The 18,368-nt window shown below is 70.0% G+C and carries 15 protein-coding genes; 11 read left to right on the top strand and 4 right to left on the bottom strand.

The window, feature by feature from the left end:
* Positions 1–804 (bottom strand): CoA transferase subunit A, encoded by an 804-nt coding sequence (locus tag ACU6XJ_RS28360; protein WP_476318270.1) that lies wholly within the window; start codon positions 802–804, stop codon positions 1–3.
* Between the two features lie 128 nt (positions 805–932).
* Here ACU6XJ_RS28360 and ACU6XJ_RS28355 point away from each other — a divergent pair, with 128 nt between their 5' ends.
* From ACU6XJ_RS28355 to ACU6XJ_RS28340, 4 genes are all read left to right on the top strand, one after another.
* Positions 933–1,703 carry an IclR family transcriptional regulator gene (locus tag ACU6XJ_RS28355; RefSeq protein ID WP_476318268.1) on the top strand — a complete coding sequence of 257 codons (771 nt, stop codon included), beginning with the start codon at positions 933–935 and terminating at the stop codon, positions 1,701–1,703.
* A gap of 160 nt (positions 1,704–1,863) precedes the next feature.
* Positions 1,864–3,285: an MFS transporter gene (locus ACU6XJ_RS28350; protein ID WP_476318266.1), complete on the top strand. Its 1,422-nt coding sequence runs from the start codon at positions 1,864–1,866 to the stop codon at positions 3,283–3,285.
* Positions 3,282–4,895: a thiamine pyrophosphate-dependent enzyme gene (locus tag ACU6XJ_RS28345; RefSeq protein WP_476318264.1), complete on the top strand. Its 1,614-nt coding sequence runs from the start codon at positions 3,282–3,284 to the stop codon at positions 4,893–4,895. Before ACU6XJ_RS28350 ends, ACU6XJ_RS28345 begins: the two co-directional genes overlap by 4 nt.
* Before the next feature lie 23 nt (positions 4,896–4,918).
* The gene (locus ACU6XJ_RS28340; RefSeq protein ID WP_476318262.1) at positions 4,919–6,379 is read left to right on the top strand and encodes a benzaldehyde dehydrogenase; all 1,461 of its coding nucleotides are present in this window, start codon (positions 4,919–4,921) and stop codon (positions 6,377–6,379) included.
* Positions 6,380–6,438: 59 nt separating this feature from the next.
* On the opposite strand, the gene ACU6XJ_RS28335 is transcribed toward ACU6XJ_RS28340, so the two are convergent.
* A complete protein-coding gene (locus tag ACU6XJ_RS28335) occupies positions 6,439–8,088 on the bottom strand; it encodes a glutamate--tRNA ligase (protein WP_476318260.1) in 1,650 nt (549 codons plus the stop codon).
* Between the two features lie 133 nt (positions 8,089–8,221).
* Positions 8,222–8,737, bottom strand: a complete 516-nt coding sequence (locus tag ACU6XJ_RS28330; RefSeq protein ID WP_476318258.1) for a lytic polysaccharide monooxygenase auxiliary activity family 9 protein — start codon at positions 8,735–8,737, stop codon at positions 8,222–8,224.
* A 499-nt stretch (positions 8,738–9,236) separates the two neighbouring features.
* Here ACU6XJ_RS28330 and ACU6XJ_RS28325 point away from each other — a divergent pair, with 499 nt between their 5' ends.
* Positions 9,237–9,659, top strand: coding sequence for a CBS domain-containing protein (locus tag ACU6XJ_RS28325; RefSeq protein ID WP_476318256.1), 423 nt, complete (start codon positions 9,237–9,239; stop codon positions 9,657–9,659).
* An 81-nt stretch (positions 9,660–9,740) separates the two neighbouring features.
* Here ACU6XJ_RS28325 and bldD read toward each other — a convergent pair whose 3' ends face one another.
* Entirely contained in the window at positions 9,741–10,229 is a 489-nt protein-coding gene (gene bldD / locus ACU6XJ_RS28320; protein ID WP_476318254.1) for a transcriptional regulator BldD, read from the bottom strand.
* Positions 10,230–10,480: 251 nt separating this feature from the next.
* On the opposite strand from bldD, the gene pyrR reads away from it, so the two are divergent.
* The 6 genes from pyrR to carB are packed head-to-tail and all read left to right on the top strand — an operon-like array spanning position 10,481 to position 18,253.
* A complete protein-coding gene (gene pyrR, locus ACU6XJ_RS28315; protein WP_476318253.1) occupies positions 10,481–11,071 on the top strand; it encodes a bifunctional pyr operon transcriptional regulator/uracil phosphoribosyltransferase PyrR in 591 nt (196 codons plus the stop codon).
* Entirely contained in the window at positions 11,068–12,006 is a 939-nt protein-coding gene (locus ACU6XJ_RS28310) for an aspartate carbamoyltransferase catalytic subunit (RefSeq protein WP_476318251.1), read from the top strand. Before pyrR ends, ACU6XJ_RS28310 begins: the two co-directional genes overlap by 4 nt.
* Positions 12,003–13,310: a dihydroorotase gene (locus tag ACU6XJ_RS28305; RefSeq protein ID WP_476318249.1), complete on the top strand. Its 1,308-nt coding sequence runs from the start codon at positions 12,003–12,005 to the stop codon at positions 13,308–13,310. Before ACU6XJ_RS28310 ends, ACU6XJ_RS28305 begins: the two co-directional genes overlap by 4 nt.
* Entirely contained in the window at positions 13,307–13,834 is a 528-nt protein-coding gene (locus tag ACU6XJ_RS28300; protein WP_476318247.1) for a PH-like domain-containing protein, read from the top strand. The genes ACU6XJ_RS28305 and ACU6XJ_RS28300 overlap by 4 nt, the downstream gene beginning before the upstream one ends.
* Positions 13,831–14,955, top strand: a complete 1,125-nt coding sequence (gene carA / locus ACU6XJ_RS28295; protein WP_476318245.1) for a glutamine-hydrolyzing carbamoyl-phosphate synthase small subunit — start codon at positions 13,831–13,833, stop codon at positions 14,953–14,955. The genes ACU6XJ_RS28300 and carA overlap by 4 nt, the downstream gene beginning before the upstream one ends.
* On the top strand, positions 14,948–18,253 hold the full coding sequence (gene carB, locus ACU6XJ_RS28290) for a carbamoyl-phosphate synthase large subunit (RefSeq protein WP_476318243.1): 3,306 nt from the start codon (positions 14,948–14,950) through the stop codon (positions 18,251–18,253). The genes carA and carB overlap by 8 nt, the downstream gene beginning before the upstream one ends.
* The last annotated feature ends 115 nt before the right edge of the window (positions 18,254–18,368 follow it).

Below are 18,368 nucleotides of genomic sequence, written 5' to 3'. Positions count from 1 at the left end.
TCACGACCCCACCAGCTTCCGAAGCCAGCCACCGAACGCGGCGCGGTCCCGGCTGATCGCGTCCCACGCCCGGTAGAAGTCGTTGTCCCGCTCGGAATACCCGTGTGCGTACGACGGATGCGCCCCACCAGCCACTTCAGCCACATAGGTGAGCGCCCACGACGGCAGCACGACCGCACCGGGACGGTCGTCGAGGTGATCCACCACTTCCTCGACGGTGACCAGCGACCGCCGGGCGGCGAGCACGGCTTCCTTCTGCACGCCCGTGATGCCCCACAGCTGCACATTCCCGGCGCGGTCGGCGCGCTGCGCGTGCACGATGGTCACATCGGGGTTCAGCGCGGGCACCGCGGCGAGCCGTTCGCCGGTGAACGGGCAGGTGATCGGCTTGATCGTGTCGGTGTACGCGGGCAGGTCGGTGCCGTGGTAGCCGCGCAGCACCGCGAACGGCAGCCCGGACGCACCCGCGACGTAGCGGTTGGCCATGCCCGCGTGGCTGTGCTCCTCGATCTCCAGCGGCGCGGGCCAGCCGTGCTGCACGGCGTCGCGAAAGCGGTGCAGCGATCCCACACCGGGATTGCCGCCCCAGGAGAAGATCAGCTTCCTGGCGCAGCCCGCGCCGATCAGCTGGTCGTAGATGACGTCCGGGGTCATCCTGATCAGCGTCAGCCCGCGGCGCCCCTGCCGGATGATCTCGTGCGCCGCGGTGAACGGGATGAGGTGGGTGAAGCCCTCCATGGCCAGGCTGTCGCCGTCGTGGACGAGTTCCGCGACGGCATGCGCCAACGTCACCACCTCGGCCACGAGCGATCTCCTTGTGTTTGCGAAGCTGAGTGCCCCTGTCGGGAACGTAGACAGCTTTTCCAACCGGCCTCTGTACAACGCTTCCGCTGGATGAAAGGGTGGGGCCCTCGTGTCGAGGAGGTCACGCGATGGCTGGAAACACCCGTGATCCCGGGAAATCCGTGGTATCACGCGCGTTATCGATCCTCGACGCGTTCACTCCGGATCACCCGGCGCTGTCGCTGTCCGAACTGGCCCGCGCCTCCGGCCTCCCGCTGACCACCGTGCACCGGCTGGCCGCCGAGCTCACCGAATGGGGCGCCCTGGAACGCGGCGTCGACGGCCGCTACCACGTGGGCCTGCGGCTGTGGGAGGTCGGCATGCTGACCCCCACCAGCGTCGGGCTGCGCGAGACGGCGTTGCCGTTCATGCAGGAGCTGTACGAGATGACCAGGGAGAACGTGCACTTGGCCGTCTGCGACGCCTTCACCGTGCTCTACCTGGACCGCCTCACCGGCCACCGCTCGGTGCCGATCATCTCCCGCGCGGGCACCCGTCTGCCCATGCACTCCACCGGCGTCGGCAAGGCGCTGCTGGCGTACCAGCCCACGGACTTCGTTCGCCAGTACTGCCGCCGCCCGCTGCAACGCTGCACGCGGTACACCATCGTCGAGCCCGGCAGGCTGCTGCGTGAGCTGGAAAGCGTCCGAGCCAGGGGATACGCGCTGACGTCGGAGGAGATGACGCTGGGTTCCTGCTCGGTGGCCGTCCCCATTCGCGACGCCGAGGGCAACGCCCTGGCCTCGTTGGGCATCGTGGTGCACAGCGTCCGCGCGGACCTGGCGAAGCAGGCCCCCGCCATGCTCGCCGCCGCCCAGGGCATCGAACAGCGCCTCGCCGCCCGCGCCGCCGCTTCCTGACCTGCGTCTTCGCGCCCGGCCAGTCCTTCGGCGAGGCCATAGCCCCGGCAGGCGTGCCGGGTGCTTAACCCGCGGATTCCGGGCAGTGGAAGATGTGACTGCATCTCGGGCGTGATGGGGACGACAGTACGTCGCGTTCGAATCTCTCCAAGGAGGCGGCGTGGCGTCCTTGTCGGTGACCGGTACACGGCCCTGGTACGGAATCTGGGGTTGGCTGCTGCTCGGCTGGGCGGTGAGCGCGGCTGACCGGGCGCTGACCGGACCGGTCATCACCTGGATGATCGAGCACAAAGTGTCCTTTTTGGAGGGTGTGCCCAATCCGTACGGCCTCGGCGGCCTGATCGGCGGGCTGTTCTTCGCCGGGTACATGCTCACCCAGTTCCCCGGCGGCTACCTCGGCGACCGGTACGGCCACCGCACGCTCATCGTGGTGTCCCTGCTGTGGGCGGGCATCGCGACCGTCCTCACCGGACTGCTCACCGGTCTCGTCGCGTTCGTCGCGATGCGGGTGATCACCGGGCTCGGCGAGGGCGCCTTCTACTCCAACGACCGCACGCTGATCACCGAGGTCACCCCGCTGCGGCAGCGCAGCCTCGGCATGGGCGTGGTGATCACCGGCCTGTCGCTGGGCATCGTGATCGCCACCGTCGGCACGCCGCCGCTGATCGACTTCGGCAGCACACTGCTGCCGAACGACGAATCGTGGCGGATGCCGTTCCTGGTGCTCGGCCTGATCACCACCGCGGTAGCGCTGGCGACCTGGCGGCGCTTCCGCCGCGACGGCCGCGCCATGCCCGTCGGCCGGGCCGGGCTGCATCTGGTGGGCTACGCCGCGATCTTCTTCGTCGCCGTGATGGCGATCTACCTGGCGGGCACCGAGTTCGGGCTGAGCTCGCTGTGGATCGCGATCCTGGAGGTGCTGCTCGCGCTGGGCCTGGTGGTGTTCATCCTGATCCGCCGCGGCACCGAACTGGCACCTGTGGTCCGCAACCGCGACCTGGTGCTGGTCTACATCGCGGCCTTCGCGATCCTGTGGAACCTCTGGTTCACCAGCTTCTGGGCGGTCTCCATCATCTCCGGCGCCGCCAAGTCCTCCTTCCTCCAGGCCGCGCTGATCGCCGGGTTCACCGCCGCGGCGGGCATTATCGGCTTCCCCGCGGGCGGCTGGCTCTCCGACTACAGCGCCCGCCGCGGCTGGGGCCGCAAACCGCTGCTGCTGGTCTTCACCGCGTTGCAGGCGGCGTTGACCTTCGCCTTCGGCTGGTACTCCTCGCAGACCGGGCCGAGCGTGGCGATCCTGGCCGCGCTGCTGTTCCTGGCGAGCCTGTTCTTCAACGCCCTGCAGCCGTTCTCGCACGCGCTCACCGCCGATCTGGCCGCCGACGCGCACCGCGGCTCGGCCTTCGGGATGTGGAACCTCATCGGCGAGATGGGCGCGGTGTTGGCGCCCGCGATCAGCGGCGTGCTCCGCGACGCCACCGGCAACTGGACCGCCGCGATCTACCTGGACGCCGCGATCGTGCTGGCCAGCCTGTTCATCCTGATCCCGGTGCGGGAGAACCGGGCGGCGGTGGCCGCATGAGGACGGTCCGCGACGCCACCCTGGACGTGTTCCGCCAGTGCGGCCTGACCACCATCTTCGCCAACCCCGGCTCCACCGAGGTGCCGCTGCTGGCCGACCTGCCCGACGACTTCCGCTTCGTGCTAGGACTGCACGAGAACGGGGTGGTCGGCATGGCCACCGGCGCCGCCCTGGCCACCGGTCGCCCCGCGCTGGTCAACCTGCACACCGTCGCCGGGCTCGGCAACGCGGTGAGCGCGCTGGCCACCGCCCGCCAGAACCGGGTGCCGCTGGTGGGGGTCGTGGGGGAGCAGGACCGCAGGCACAGCGCGTTGGCGCCGTTCCTGTCCGGCGAGGTGGACGGTCTCGCGGGCGACTACCCCGTGTGGGTCAACCGCCCGCCGCGGGCCCAGGATGTGCCAGGGGCGATTCGCCGCGCCTGCCACGAAGCGAGCGGTTCGCTCGGTCCTGCGCTGGTCATGGTGCCGATGGACGACTGGTCGGCGCCGTACGAAGAGTCCCAGGTGGACGCCGCCGCCGTGCGGGTGGTGCGGGCGGCGGGCGCCGACCCGGAGGCGGTGGCGCTCGTCGCGCAACGGCTGACAGCCGCCAAGGCCCCGGCGCTGGTGGTGGGCGCGTTGGCCGACGACCCTGGCTGCTGGGAGCCGCTGGTCGACCTGGTCGGCCTGACCGGCGCCCCGGTGTGGCAGGAGTCCTTCGGCGCCAGGGCGGGCTTTCCCCAGGACCACCCGGCGTTCGCCGGGCACCTGCCCGCCGAGCGGGACCGACTGCGGGAGGCGCTCTCCGGCCACGACCTTGTGCTGGTGGTCGGCGCACCGGTATTCCGCCAGTACAACTACCGTCCAGGCCCACTGGTGGCGACGGGCACCGAGATCATCCTGCTCACCCCCGACGCCGCCGAGGCCCACCGCTCACCTGCGATGCTGGCCGTGCACACCCCGCTTGGCCCGTTCCTGGCGGCGCTGGCAGGCCGGGTTCCCGCCCGCGCCGTCGCGCCGTGGCCCGACCGTCCACAGCAGACGTTCGATGTGGACGGCGATGCGCCGCTGCGACCTTCCGACGTGTTCACCGCGCTGGCGCAGCGGCTGCCGAGGGAGGCCGTGGTCATCGAGGAGACCCCGTCCAGCAGGCCGCTGCTGCACGCCTTGCTGCCTGCCCGCAGCCCGATGGGCTTCGTCTCCGCGGCGGGCGGCGGGCTGGGCTTCGCGATCCCCGCCGCGATCGGCATGCGGCTGTCCGCCGTCGACCGCCCCGTGGTGGCGGTGGTCGGCGACGGCTCGTCGCTGTACTCGATCCAGGCGCTGTGGAGCGCGGCCCGCTACGGCGCTGGCGCATTGATCCTGATTCTCGCCAACGGCGGCTACGCGATCATGAACCGGCTCGCCGAGAACCACTCGCCGGGCGCCAAGCCGCCCTGGCCGGACTTCGCCGATGTCGACCTCACCGCGGTGGCCCGCGGCTTCGGCTGCCCCGCGCGGCGGGTGGCCTCGCGCGCCGAGTTCGCCTCGGCGTTGGACGAGGTGCTGCCAGGGCTCGCCGCCCGCACCGAGCCGCTGGTGCTCGTGGTCGACGTCGCGGCACCGGAAACCCACCAGCTCATGACCACCTGACCCCACTGATCGGAGAAGGGGCGATGACCTTGCTCGATCCCGCGGACTGGACCGCGGCGGTCTACTCCCGCGGCTGGCGGCCCGCCTCGCTCGGCGAGCTTGTCGTGTACGAACCCGCCACCGGAGAGCGGTTGACCACCGCGGGCGAGGCCGGGCCGCCCGATGTGGCCGAGGCGAGCGCCGCGGCCGCAGCCGCCCAGCAGGACTGGGCGCGTGCCTCCGCCGAGGAGCGCGCCGCCGTACTGCGCCGGGCGGGCCTGTTGTGGGAACAGCACGCCGAGGACCTCCTGAGCTGGGTGGTCCGCGAGACCGGCTCCATCCCGCCGAAGGCCAAGGTGGAGCTTCGGCTGGCCGCCCAGGAGTGCTACGAGGCCGCCGGGCTGGCCACCGCCCCGTACGGCGAACTGCTGCGCAGCGCCCAACCCCGGCTGTCGATGGCGCGCCGCCGCCCGGTCGGCGTGGTGGGCGTGATCGCCCCCTTCAACTTCCCGCTGGTCCTCGCGATGCGCTCGGTGGCCCCCGCGCTGGCCCTGGGCAACGCGGTGATCATCAAGCCGGACCCGCGCACCCCGGTGTCGGGCGGCCTGATGGTGGCGCGCATCTTCGCCGAGGCGGGCCTGCCCGACGGCCTGCTGCACGTGCTGCCCGGCGGCGCGGAGGTGGGCGCGGCCTTGGTGGCGGACCCGCTGGTCAGGGTCATCTCCTTCACCGGTTCCACCGCGGCGGGCCGCAAGGTCGGCGAACTCGCCGCCCGCCACCTCAAGCGGGCCCACCTGGAACTGGGCGGGAACTCGGCGCTGATCGTGCTCGACGACGCCGACCTCGACCTCGCGGTGTCCGCGGGCGCTTGGGGGTCGTTCCTGCACCAGGGCCAGATCTGCATGACCACCGGGCGCCACCTCGTGCACGAGCGGGTGGCCGCCGACTACACCGAACGCCTGGCAGCCAAGGCCGATTCGCTGCCCGTCGGCGACCCGGCCACCGAGCAGGTCGCGCTCGGCCCGCTCATCGACGCCCGCCAGCGCGATGCCGTGCACGAGTTGGTCACCGCGTCCGTGGATGGCGGGGCCAAGCTCGCCGCGGGCGGCACCTACCGCGACCTGTTCTACCGGCCGACCGTGCTTACCGACGTCACCCCCGACATCCCCGCCTACGCGAGCGAGGTGTTCGGCCCCGTCGCGCCCGTGCTGACCTTCGCCACCCCCGAGGAAGCCGCGGCGCTGGCCGCCGACAGCGAATATGGCCTGAGCCTCGGCATTCTCACCGCGGACGTCTCCCGAGCCCTGGAGTTGGCGGAGCGAATTCCGGCCGGAATGGTGCACATCAACGATCAGACCGTCAATGACGAATCTGTCGCACCTTTCGGCGGAGTAGGCGATTCCGGAACTGGTTCACGTTTCGGCGGAACCCAGGCGAATGTGGAAGCGTTTACCGAAACGCAATGGGTAACGTTGCGCGGCACCATCGCCCGATATCCCTTCTGACGTACACCGAATGGGCGATGTCAGGCAGGCACGCGGGCCTGATCCGCCTGTGAGTCCGGTCAGGCCGCGAGGGCGCGTAGCCGCCGCACGACCTCCTCGGCGCCTAGGGCGTGGGCGACCGCGTACAGGTCGGGGCTGCGGGTGGCGCCGGTCAGCGCGACCCGGATCGTCTGCGACGCTTCCTTGATCGAGCCGGGGTAGGCGTCCGGGTTCTTCTTGTGCTCCTTGGGGCTTGGCGCGAACCCGTGCCGAGCGGCCAACTCGCGGATCTGGTTGAACCACTCCTGCGCATCGTCGAGCGGCCGGTAGTTCTCCGCGAGGTCGGCGGCCAGCGCCCGCAGCATCTCCGCCGACAGCCCGACCGCGGCGAGCCGCTCGTCGTCCGGCCCGGCCATCGGGGTGAACAGCGAGGGGTAGAAGAAGCCGTAGGCGGGTCGGAAGTCCGACCACTTGCGCAGGTCCTTGCGCGGGTTGTCCACGCCTTCGCGTTCCACGGCCAGCGCCCGCAGTGTGAGCTCGGGCTCCTTGTCCAGCACCGCGGCGACCTCGGCGTCGTAGGTCTGCGCCCAGGTGCGGACCGCGGCGGCTATCTGCTCGCCGGACAGCGTCGCGATGTGGTCCGCGCTGATGTCCTCCAGCTTCACCAGGTCCACCAGCGGCCCGGCGACCCCGCACTCGGCGAGGCTCAGCGGCTCGTCCAGCGCCTGCGCGAGCGGCAGTTCGGCGAGACGGCCGTTGATCAGGCCGCGCAGGTAGTACAGCACCGCCTCGACCGGGTAGCCCGCCTCGATGTAGAAGTCGACGGAGGCCTCGGGGTCCTTGCGCTTGGACAGCTTGCGCTTGCCGCCGGGGATCTGCTTCATCAGCGGCGCGATATGCGCGTACGGCGTCGGCTCGAAGCCCAGCGCCTCGAACAGCTGTAGGTGGGTCGGCACCGAGGAGATCCACTCCTCGCCGCGCACCACCAGGTTCACCCGCATCAGGTGGTCGTCCACCGCGTGCGCGAAGTGGTAGGTGGGCAGCCGGGGCGACTGCTCGGAGCTCTTGAGGATCACCACGTCGTTGCGGTTGTTCTCATGCTCCAACTCGCCCCGGATCTCGTCGGCGAACTTCACGCGGCGCGGCGCGTCCTCCGGTGCCCGGAACCGCACCACATAGGACACGCCTTCGTCCAGTTTGGACTGCACCTGCTCGGGGGTGGCGTCCCGCCAGATCGCCCACTTGCCGTAGTAGCCGGTGGGCAGCTTCGTCGCCTGCTGGCGGGCCGTGATGTCCGCGAGCTCGTCCTTGGTGGCGAAGCACGGATACGCCTTGCCCGCCCGCAGCAGCTCGCGCACATAGGTCAGGTAGATCCGCTCCCGCGCCGACTGGTGGTAGGGCCCGTACTCGCCCTTGGTGTCGTCCTCGTCGGAGCTGATGCCGAAGTACTCGAAGGCCTTGGTGAACTGCTCCACCGCACCCTCGACCTCACGTGACTGATCGGTGTCCTCCACCCGCACGATGTAGCGCCCGCCGGAGCGGTGCGACAGGTCGCGGTCGATCGTCGCCACATAGATCCCGCCGATGTGCACAAACCCCGTCGGCGACGGCGCGAACCGGGTCACCTTGGCGCCCTCGGGCAGATCCCTGGCCGGGTAGCGCTGTTCCCAGTGCTCCGGCTCCTCCAGATCGGCGGGGAAGAGGGCGTCGATGACAGCGCGATCCAGCATCGGATTCTTTCCGGTCGGACTACTCGAAGATGGGCAGCCAACCGTATCAACCAGCACCCGCGGTCCTTCGCGCGCCGACCGATGCGGGTCGTGCCCCGGAGTGAGGGCGCCCGGGGCACGACCCGCGGTCGTCCTAGCGGATGTCGACGTCGATGCAGGCGTAGAAGGCGTTGGCGGTGTCGGCGATGTTCCACACCGCGAGCACCTTCTGGCGGCCTGAGGAACCCAGGTTCACCGAGTGCGAGACGGTGGATGGCGGTTGCTGGTTGTTGCCGCTGAACTCGCCGACCTTGCGGCCGCCGACGTAGTACACGTAGTTCGTCGTGCGGTGCCGGGCGGTGAAGGTCCAGGTGAAGGTGGTCGTGCTGCTCACCTGGGTGGCCGTCCAGCCCTTGCCGTCGTCGTCAAGCTCACGGAAGCGGGCGTTGCCGCCGCTGCAGCTCTGCAGGCCCTTCGGGCCTTCGACGCTCTGCGGCTCGTACTTGATCGCACCGCACTGCACGGTGCCCTTGGCGCACTGCGCCTGCCTGCTCGGCGGCGAGTTCACATAGCCGTGGGCGTAGGCGTTGCCCGCGGGCAGCACCACGACCAGCAGCGGCGCGAACGCGATACCCGCGACCACGCCTGCGATCTTGCGAGCGAAACTCATTCTCAGGCTCCTTCTCGGTGCCTGCAGTTCCAGGTGATGGTGAGAACGGCACAGGTATGCGCCGATTCCTGAATAGCCACTGCAGGGAGGGACAATTGTCGGTTCGGCGAAAACCGGGGCAGGGGACCCCGTTCCACCTGGCCGACATAAACCGTATTGACTCTTTACCGTTGCGTCAACAAGGAGCGTTCACGCTGGCAGGCGGGCGACTTCCGGCATTGAAGGTCGAAAGTTGATTCAGCGCTAATGGTGGGCAATGTCTGATTCAATTAACAATATTCAATTGGAATAGGTTAAGAGGACACCCCTGGTTGACATGATCGTGGGCCTCCACGATCGGGTGTGATCGTCCGTATCCCTCGGATCAGGTGGTACGGCCGCGCCCGAGATGGTTTAACCGGAGGAGCACAGACCTTTGGGCGACAGACCGCGGTTTCGAGTTGCCCGGGCACTGAGCTGGGGTGACGGTGTTCTCCGGCGGACAACGAGAGGAGTTTTCATGAGAACCGCACGAGAGATCATGCACCGCGGCGCCCAGTGCATCGGCGAGAACGAGACCATGGACAAGGCAGCACGGATGATGCGCGACCTCGACGTGGGCGCTCTGCCCATCTGCGGCGACGACAAGCGGCTGAAGGGCATCATCACCGACCGGGACATCGTGGTCAGGTGCCTCGCCGCGGGCATGGACCCGGCGACCTGCAAGGCGAGCGACCTCGCGCAGGGCACCCCGGCCTGGGTCGACGCGGACGCCGACGCCACCGAGGTGCTGCAGCGGATGCAGCAGCGGCAGATCAAACGGCTGCCCGTCATCGACGAGAACAAGCAGCTTGTGGGCATGATCAGCGAGGCGGATCTGGCCAGGAACATGTCCGAGGACCAGATCGCCGGCTTCGTGGAGAGCGTTTACGGAAGGGCGTGAAAGTGCAAGACCGAACGGCATGCCAAGCACAGGCGTGCCGTTCGGTCACGTCTCGACCGAGCTATCCCCAGGTTGTTATGGTCAGTCTTCCTTGGAAGGGCGCGCTTCGGGAGGGAGCACACCCCAGTCGATGAGCTGTTCGGTCAACTCGCCGGGTGTCATGTCGTAGATGATCGCCAGCGAGCGCAGGTCCTCGGTGCGAATGGACAGCACCTTGCCGTTGTAGTCGCCGCGCTGGCTCTGGATGGTCGCGGCATAGCGGGCCAGCGGGCCCACCTTCTCCGCGGGCAACTGCTGGAGCCGTTCGAGGTTGATGACGACCTTGGTGGCCGGTTCGGCACCGGAGGGAACGCGGCCTTCCGGGAGCAACTCGGCGACAGGCACGCCGTAGAAGTTCGCGAGTTCGGCCAGTTTCTGCACGGTCACGGCACGATCGCCACGCTCATAGGAACCGACGACCACTGCCTTCCACCGGCCGCCGGACTTCTGCTCGACGCCATGCAGTGACAATCCCTGCTGCTGGCGGATGGCGCGGAGCTTCGCGCCTAGCGCCTTGGCGTAATCGCCCATGTGGCGGTTCTCCGTTCGTTAGCCCCGTCAGCCGGTTGACTAGGGCCGCGGGGTAGCTCAGATCGATACGCAGAGTAATGGTCGCTCGCTGTCGTCACCAGGTCAAGCTGATGGCACTGCGGCATGCGGGGGAGTTTCCCGACACCACCCGGAAGGTTGACGGAGAGTGGCTGATACGGTCTTTCCTGGGTCGGTATGCAGACCCCACATCCTTTAAGGCCCGTCCCGTGAGGCGGGGAAGGAGACCCTCCGTGGCACCACGCGACCGCGTGGGTGCGGCGGACGCGGCCGGTGAGCGCCAGTTGCTCTCCGCCGCCGATGTCGCACGCACGATCGCCCGAATGGCCCATCAGGTCATCGAGAAAACGGCTCTCGACGGGGCCGCCGACTCGGCCGTTCCCGTCCTCCTCGGCATCCCCACCCGCGGCGCCCCGCTGGCCACCAGACTGGCCGCGCGCATCGCCGAATTCAGCGGTGTGCGAGTCCCCGTAGGTGCGATAGACGTCACGCTGTACCGCGATGACCTGCGCCGACGCCCCGCCCGCGCCCTGGAGCCCACCAACCTCCCGCCGACCGGCATCGACGACCGCGTGGTCGTGTTGGTCGACGACGTGCTCTTCTCCGGCCGCACCGTGCGAGCCGCCTTGGACGCCCTCCGCGACGCGGGCCGCCCGCGCAGCGTGCAACTCGCGGTGCTGATCGACCGCGGGCACCGGGAACTGCCGATCCGCGCCGACTACGTGGGCAAGAACATCCCCACGGCGCGCAGCGAGGAGGTCGCGGTGCTGCTCGCCGAGAACGACGGCCGCGACGCCGTGCTGCTCCGGCGAGGTGAGACGTGAAGCATCTGCTCTCCACCGCGGGCCTGAACCGTGATGAAGCTGTAACCCTGCTGGACACCGCGGCGCGGCTGAAGCAGGCGCTGCTGGGCCGCGAGGTGCGCAAGCTGCCGACGCTGCGCGGCCGAACGGTCATCACGATGTTCTACGAGAACTCCACCCGGACGCGGGTCTCCTTCGAGGTCGCCGGGAAGTGGATGAGCGCCGACGTGGTGAACGTCTCGGCGGGCGGCTCCTCGGTGAACAAGGGCGAGTCGCTGCGGGACACCGCGCTGACCCTGGCCGCCGCGGGCGCGGACTGCGTGATCGTGCGCCATCCCGCTTCCGGCGCCGCGCACCGGCTGGCGGAATGGCTCAAACCCGCCGGTACGAGCGTGATCAACGCGGGCGACGGCATGCACGAGCACCCCACCCAGGCCCTGCTGGACGCGGCCACGCTGCGGGAGCGGCTCGGTGAGCTGGCCGGGCGGCGCATCGGCATCGTCGGCGACGTGCTGCACAGCCGGGTCGCCCGGTCCAACGTGCATCTGCTGCGCGCCCTGGGCGCCGAGATCGTGCTGGTCGCCCCGCCGACGCTGGTGCCCGACGGCATGAGCAGCTGGCTGGACGAGGAGAAGGTGCCGATCAGCCACGACCTGGACGCCGAGCTTCCCCGGCTGGATGCCGTGATGATGCTGCGCGTGCAGGCCGAACGCATGCACGGCGGGTTCTTCCCGTCCGCGCGGGAGTACTCCATCGCCTACGGCCTCAACGAGCGCAGGCTGGCCGCGCTGCCCGAGCACGCCGTCATCCTGCACCCCGGCCCGATGCTGCGCGGCATGGAGATCGCCGCGGCGGTGGCCGACTCGCCGCGGGCGGCGATCACCCAGCAGGTCAACAACGGGGTCCATGTGCGGATGGCCGTGCTCTACCACCTACTCGCGGGGGAGGAACTGTGACGCTCATCCGGGGCGTGAAGCTCTACGGCGAGGGCGATCCGGTCGACCTCCGCCTCGCCGACGGTGTCATCGCCGAGGTCGGCGCCTCACTCGACGGTGCCGAGGCCATCGACGCGGACGGCCTGATCGCGCTGCCCGGCTTCGTGGACCTGCACACCCACCTGCGCGAACCCGGCCGCGAGGACACCGAGACCATCCACACCGGCTCGGCCGCGGCGGCGCTGGGCGGCTACACCGCGGTGTTCGCCATGGCCAACACCAGCCCCGTCGCCGACAACGCCGTGGTCGTCGAGCACGTGTGGCGCCGCGGCCGCGAGGTCGGACTGGTCGATGTGCACCCGGTCGGCGCGGTCACGGTCGGTTTGGCCGGAGAGCAGCTTGCCGAACTCGGCACCATGGCGGGCTCCGCGGCGAACGTGCGGATGTTCTCCGACGACGGGCACTGCGTGCACGACCCGCTGATCATGCGCCGCGCGCTGGAGTACACCAAGGCGCTGGGCGCCGTCGTCGCGCAGCACGCCGAGGAGCCTCGGCTGACCGAGGGCGCGCAGGCCCACGAGGGCGCGATGGCCGCCCAGCTCGGACTGGCGGGCTGGCCCGCGGCCGCCGAGGAGGCCATCGTCGCCCGCGACTGCCTGCTCGCCCAGCACATCGGCGCCCGCCTGCACATCTGCCACGTCTCCACCGCGGGCACCGCCGACGTGCTGCGCTGGGCCAAGGCCCGCTCGGAAGACGCCGCGCCGCGGGTCGGCGAGGCGGCGATCTCGGCCGAGGTCACCCCGCACCACCTGCTGCTCACCGACGAGCGGCTGTCCACCTACGACCCGGTCAACAAGGTCAACCCGCCGCTGCGCACCGGGCACGATGTGCGGGCGCTGCGCACGGCGCTGGCCGACGGCACGATCGACTGCGTCGCCACCGACCACGCCCCGCATGCGGCGCAGGACAAGGACTGCGAGTGGGCCGCGGCCCGCCCCGGCATGCTGGGCCTCCAAACCGCACTGTCCATCGTGGCCAAGACCATGGTGGAGGGCGGCCTGCTGGACTGGCGCGGCGTGGCCCGCGTGATGAGCGAGCGACCCGCCAGGATCGCCGGGCTCACCGACCACGGCAGGCCGCTGGCCGCGGGAGAGCCCGCCAACCTGGTGCTGATCGACCCCACCGCGAGGTGGACGGTGCGCGGCGCCGACTTCGCCAGCGTGGCCTCCAACACCCCGTTCGAGGGCCTTGAGCTTCCCGCCAAGGTCGTCGGCACGGTCCTGCGCGGGCGCATCACCGCGTTGGACGGAAAGGTGCAAGCGTGATCCGCTTCCTGCTGACCCTGCTCATCCTGGCGATATTCGCCTACTTCGTGTGGTCCATGCTGCGCGGCTGGCGCAACCGGGCCGCCCGCCAGGGCGCCCAACTGCCCGAGTTCCCCCGCATCCCCGCCGACCTGGCAGGCGAGCGCGCCCGCGAACTGCTGCCCGCCGCCACCGGTGTCTACGTCGGCACCACCACCGCGGGCGACTGGCAGGACCGCATCGCCATCGGCGACATCGGCCACCGCGCCGAGGGCACCCTGCGACTGTGCCGGGCCGGTGCCATGGTGGAACGGATCGGCGCGGGTCCACTGTGGATTCCCGCGGAGAGTCTGCGCAGCGCGCGGATCGCCACCGGCCTGGCCAACAAGGTGGTGCCGCGCGCCGGGATCCTCGTGGTCACCTGGCAGCTGGGACCGCACCTGCTGGACACCGGCTTCCGAGCCGACGAGAAGGAGGTCTACCCGGATTGGGTGGCCACCGTGCGAGGCATGACCGACGGAGCGATGGGGAAGGAGACGGCGTGAGCAGGCGTGAACCGGCGCTGCTGGTGCTGGAAGACGGCAAGACCTTTCCGGGGTTCGCCTACGGGGCGGTCGGGTCGTCGCTGGGCGAGGTGGTGTTCTCCACCGGCATGACCGGCTACCAGGAGACCCTGACCGACCCCTCCTACCACCGCCAGATCGTGGTGCAGACCGCGCCGCAGATCGGCAACACCGGCTGGAACGACGAGGACGACGAGTCCGACCGGATCTGGGTCTCCGGCTACGTGGTGCGCGACCCGGCGCGGACGCCGTCGAACTGGCGCTCGCGGCGCGCGCTGGACGACGAACTGGTGCGTCAGCGCATCGTGGGCATCTCCGGGGTGGACACCCGAAGCCTGACCCGGCACATCCGAGATCGCGGCGCGATGCGCGCGGGCATCTTCTCCGGTGAGGCCATCGCCGACCGTTCCGAGCTGCTCAAGCAGGTGCTCGGTGCCGCGGAGATGACCGGAGCCGACCTGGCGGGCGATGTCACCACCAAGCAGAACTACGTGGTGGCGGCCGACGGCGAGCGGCGCTTCCGGGTGGCCGCGCTGGACCTCGGCATCAAGTCGAACACGCCGCGGATGATGGCCCAGCGCGGCATCGAGGTGCACGTGCTGCCGGTGACCTCCACCCTGGAGGACCTGCTGGCGGTCGAGCCGGACGGGGTGTTCCTGTCCAACGGCCCCGGCGACCCGGCCACCGCCGACCACGCGGTCGAGGTCACCAAACAGGTGCTCGAGCGGCGCGTCCCGCTGTTCGGGATCTGCTTCGGCAACCAGATCCTGGGCCGCGCACTGGGCCGCGGCACGTACAAGATGCGCTACGGGCACCGCGGCATCAACATCCCGGTGATCGACGTGCGCACCGGCACCGTGGCGATCACCGCGCAGAACCACGGCTTCGCCGTCGAAGGCGAGCCGGGGGAGCGGTTCGACACCCCGTTCGGCGGTGCGCTGATCAGCCACTACTGCCCCAACGACAACACGGTGGAGGGACTCACCGCGCTGGAGATCCCGGCGTTCTCGGTGCAGTACCACCCCGAAGCGGCCGCGGGCCCGCATGACGCCGCGCCGCTGTTCGACCAGTTCTGCGAATTGATGGAGGCCCGGCGTGCCTAAGAGGACCGACATCCAGCATGTGATGGTGATCGGCTCGGGCCCGATCGTGATCGGCCAGGCCTGCGAGTTCGACTACTCCGGCACCCAGGCCTGCCGCGTGCTGCGCGAGGAGGGCCTGCGGGTCTCGCTGGTGAACTCCAACCCGGCGACGATCATGACCGACCCGGAGTTCGCCGACGCCACCTACATCGAGCCCATCACGCCGGAGTTCGTGGAGAAGGTCATCGCCCGCGAACGCCCCGACGCCATCCTCGCGACGCTGGGCGGCCAGACCGCGCTGAACACCGCGGTCGCGCTGCACGAGCGGGGCACCCTGGAGCGCTACGGCGTCGAGCTGATCGGCGCCGATATCGAGGCCATCCAGCGCGGTGAGGACCGGCAGCGGTTCAAGGACATCGTCCGCTCCGTCGGCGGCGAGGTGCCGCGCAGCGCGGTGTGCCGGTCGATGGAGGAGGTCCGCGCCACCGTGGACGACCTCGGCCTGCCCGTGGTGATCCGCCCCAGCTTCACCATGGGCGGCTTGGGTTCCGGCATGGCGCACACCCAGGAAGACCTGGAGCGCATCGCCTCCACCGGCCTCGCCGAGTCCCCCGTGCACGAGGTGCTCATCGAGGAGTCCGTGCTCGGGTGGAAGGAGTACGAGCTCGAGCTGATGCGCGACCGCAACGACAACGTCGTGGTCGTCTGCTCCATCGAGAACATCGACGCCATGGGCGTGCACACCGGCGACTCGGTCACCGTCGCCCCCGCCATGACGCTGACCGACCGCGAATACCAGCGGCTGCGCGACGTCGGCATCGACGTGCTCCGCGCGGTCGGCGTCGACACCGGCGGCTGCAACATCCAGTTCGCGGTGCACCCCGAGACCGGGCGCCTGGTCGTCATCGAGATGAACCCCCGGGTGTCCCGCTCCAGTGCACTCGCCTCGAAGGCGACGGGCTTCCCGATCGCCAAGATCGCCGCGAAGCTGGCCATCGGTTACACCCTGGACGAGATCCGCAACGACATCACCGGCGAGACCCCCGCCAGCTTCGAGCCCACGCTGGACTACGTGGTGGTGAAGGTGCCGCGGTTCGCCTTCGAGAAATTCCCCGGCGCCGACCCCACGCTCACCACCACCATGAAGAGCGTCGGCGAGGGCATGTCCATCGGCCGCAACTTCGTGGAGGCGTTGGGCAAGGCGCTGCGGTCGATGGAGACCAAGCAGGCCGGTTTCTGGACCACGCCCGATCCCGACACCTACACGCTGGAGTCCACTCTGGACGCCCTGCGCACCCCGCACGACGGCCGCCTTTACACGGCCGAACGCGCGTTGCGCCTGGGTGCCACGGTGGCGCAGGTGTCGGAGGCCTCCTTCATCGACCCGTGGTTCATCGACCAGATCCAGTCGCTGGTGGAGCTGCGCAAGGAGATCGTCTCCGCGCCCGTCCTGGACGAGGAACTGCTGCGGCTGGCCAAGCGCGCCGGTCTGTCCGACCGCCAGCTTGCCGCGCTGCGGCCCGAACTCGCGGGCGAGGGCGGGGTCCGCACGCTGCGGCACCGCCTCGGGGTGCGCCCGGTGTTCAAGACCGTGGACACCTGCGCCGCCGAGTTCGCCGCGAAGACCCCGTACCACTACTCCGCCTACGAGTTGGACCCCGAGGCGGAGACCGAGGTCAGCGCGCAGCGCGACCGCCCCAAGGTGATCATCCTGGGCTCGGGCCCCAACCGGATCGGGCAGGGCATCGAGTTCGACTACTCCTGCGTGCACGCGGCGATGGCACTGCGCGGCGCCGGGTACGAGACCGTGATGGTCAACTGCAACCCGGAGACGGTGTCCACCGACTACGACACCTCCGACCGCCTCTACTTCGAGCCGTTGACCTTCGAAGACGTGCTGGAGGTGGTGCACGCCGAGCAGCGCTCCGGCACGGTCGCGGGCGTCATCGTCCAACTCGGCGGCCAGACCCCGCTCGGCTTGGCCCAGCGCTTGGCGGATGCCGGGGTGCCGGTGGTCGGCACCCAGCCCGGCGCGATCCACCTCGCCGAGGACCGCGGCGCGTTCGGCGACCTGCTCACCAGCGCGGGCCTGCCCGCGCCGCGGTACGGCACCGCCACCTCGTTCCCCGGCGCCAAGCGCATCGCCGACGAGATCGGCTACCCGGTCCTGGTGCGACCGTCCTATGTGCTCGGCGGCCGCGGCATGGAGATCGTCTACGACGAGAAGTCGCTGGCGGACTACATCGCCCGCGCCACCGAGGTCTCCCCCGAGCACCCGGTGCTGGTGGACCGCTTCCTGGACGACGCGATCGAGATCGACGTGGACGCCCTGTGCGACGGCGAGGAGATCTTCCTCGGCGGCGTGATGGAGCACATCGAGGAGGCGGGCATCCACTCCGGAGACTCCTCCTGCGCGCTGCCCCCGATCACGTTGGGCCACACCGACGTCGAGGCGGTTCGCAAGTCCACCGAGGCCATCGCCAAGGGCATCGGCGTGCGGGGCCTGCTCAACGTGCAGTACGCGTTGAAGGATGACGTGCTCTACGTGTTGGAGGCCAACCCCCGCGCCTCCCGCACCGTGCCGTTCGTGTCCAAGGCCACCGCCGTGCCGCTGGCCAAGGCCGCCGCCCGGATCATGCTGGGTGCCTCGATCGCCGAGCTTCGCGCCGAGGGCCTCCTGCCCGCCACCGGCGACGGCGGGCACCTGCCCGCGGACGCGCCGGTCGCGGTGAAGGAGGCCGTGCTGCCCTTCCACCGCTTCCGCACCCCCGAGGGCGCGGGCGTGGACTCGCTGCTTGGCCCGGAGATGAAGTCCACCGGCGAGGTCATGGGCACCGACGTGGCGTTCGGGCCCGCCTTCGCCAAGTCCCAGACCGCGGCCTACGGCTCACTGCCCACCAAGGGCCGGGTGTTCGTCTCGGTCGCCAACCGCGACAAGCGCTCCATGGTGTTCCCGGTCAAGCGCCTGGCCGACCTGGGCTTCGAGCTCCTGGCCACCGCCGGTACCGCGGAGATGCTGCGCCGCAACGGTGTGCCGTGCACGGTGGTGCGCAAGCACTTCGAGGGCCCCGGCAACATCGTGGAGGAGATCCTCGCGGGCAAGGTCGACATGGTGCTGAACACGCCCTACGGCAACAGCGGCTTCCGCATCGACGGCTACGAGATCCGCACCGCCGCCGTCGCCAAGGACATCCCCTGCATCACGACCGTGCAGGGCGCCGCCGCCGCCGTCCAGGGCATCGAGGCGCTGATCCGCGGCGACATCGGTGTCCGACCCTTGCAGGAACTGCACGCCAGCCTGCAAGCGAAGCGCCAGTGAGGGTCGTGGGTGCGGAGTCGCGTTCTTGCGCGACTCCGCACCCACGACACCTCGGTGTCAGTCGCAGATGAGCAGGCTCAACGCGCTGTCGCATCCGACGACGCTGATGTTGCTC

The sequence above is a fragment of the Actinorectispora metalli genome (assembly GCF_056323685.1).
Note: the sequence above shows the minus strand (reverse complement) of the source record. Positions and strands in the feature narration are given on the sequence as shown.

Coding starts and splice junctions, on each gene's coding strand:
- ACU6XJ_RS28325 (WP_476318256.1), top strand. CDS start 9,237: ATGAGAACCGCACGAGAGATCATGCACCGCGGCGCCCAGTGCATCGGC.
- ACU6XJ_RS28355 (WP_476318268.1), top strand. CDS start 933: ATGGCTGGAAACACCCGTGATCCCGGGAAATCCGTGGTATCACGCGCG.
- ACU6XJ_RS28340 (WP_476318262.1), top strand. CDS start 4,919: ATGACCTTGCTCGATCCCGCGGACTGGACCGCGGCGGTCTACTCCCGC.
- bldD (WP_476318254.1), bottom strand. CDS start 10,229: ATGGGCGATTACGCCAAGGCGCTAGGCGCGAAGCTCCGCGCCATCCGC.
- ACU6XJ_RS28345 (WP_476318264.1), top strand. CDS start 3,282: ATGAGGACGGTCCGCGACGCCACCCTGGACGTGTTCCGCCAGTGCGGC.
- ACU6XJ_RS28330 (WP_476318258.1), bottom strand. CDS start 8,737: ATGAGTTTCGCTCGCAAGATCGCAGGCGTGGTCGCGGGTATCGCGTTC.
- ACU6XJ_RS28335 (WP_476318260.1), bottom strand. CDS start 8,088: ATGCTGGATCGCGCTGTCATCGACGCCCTCTTCCCCGCCGATCTGGAG.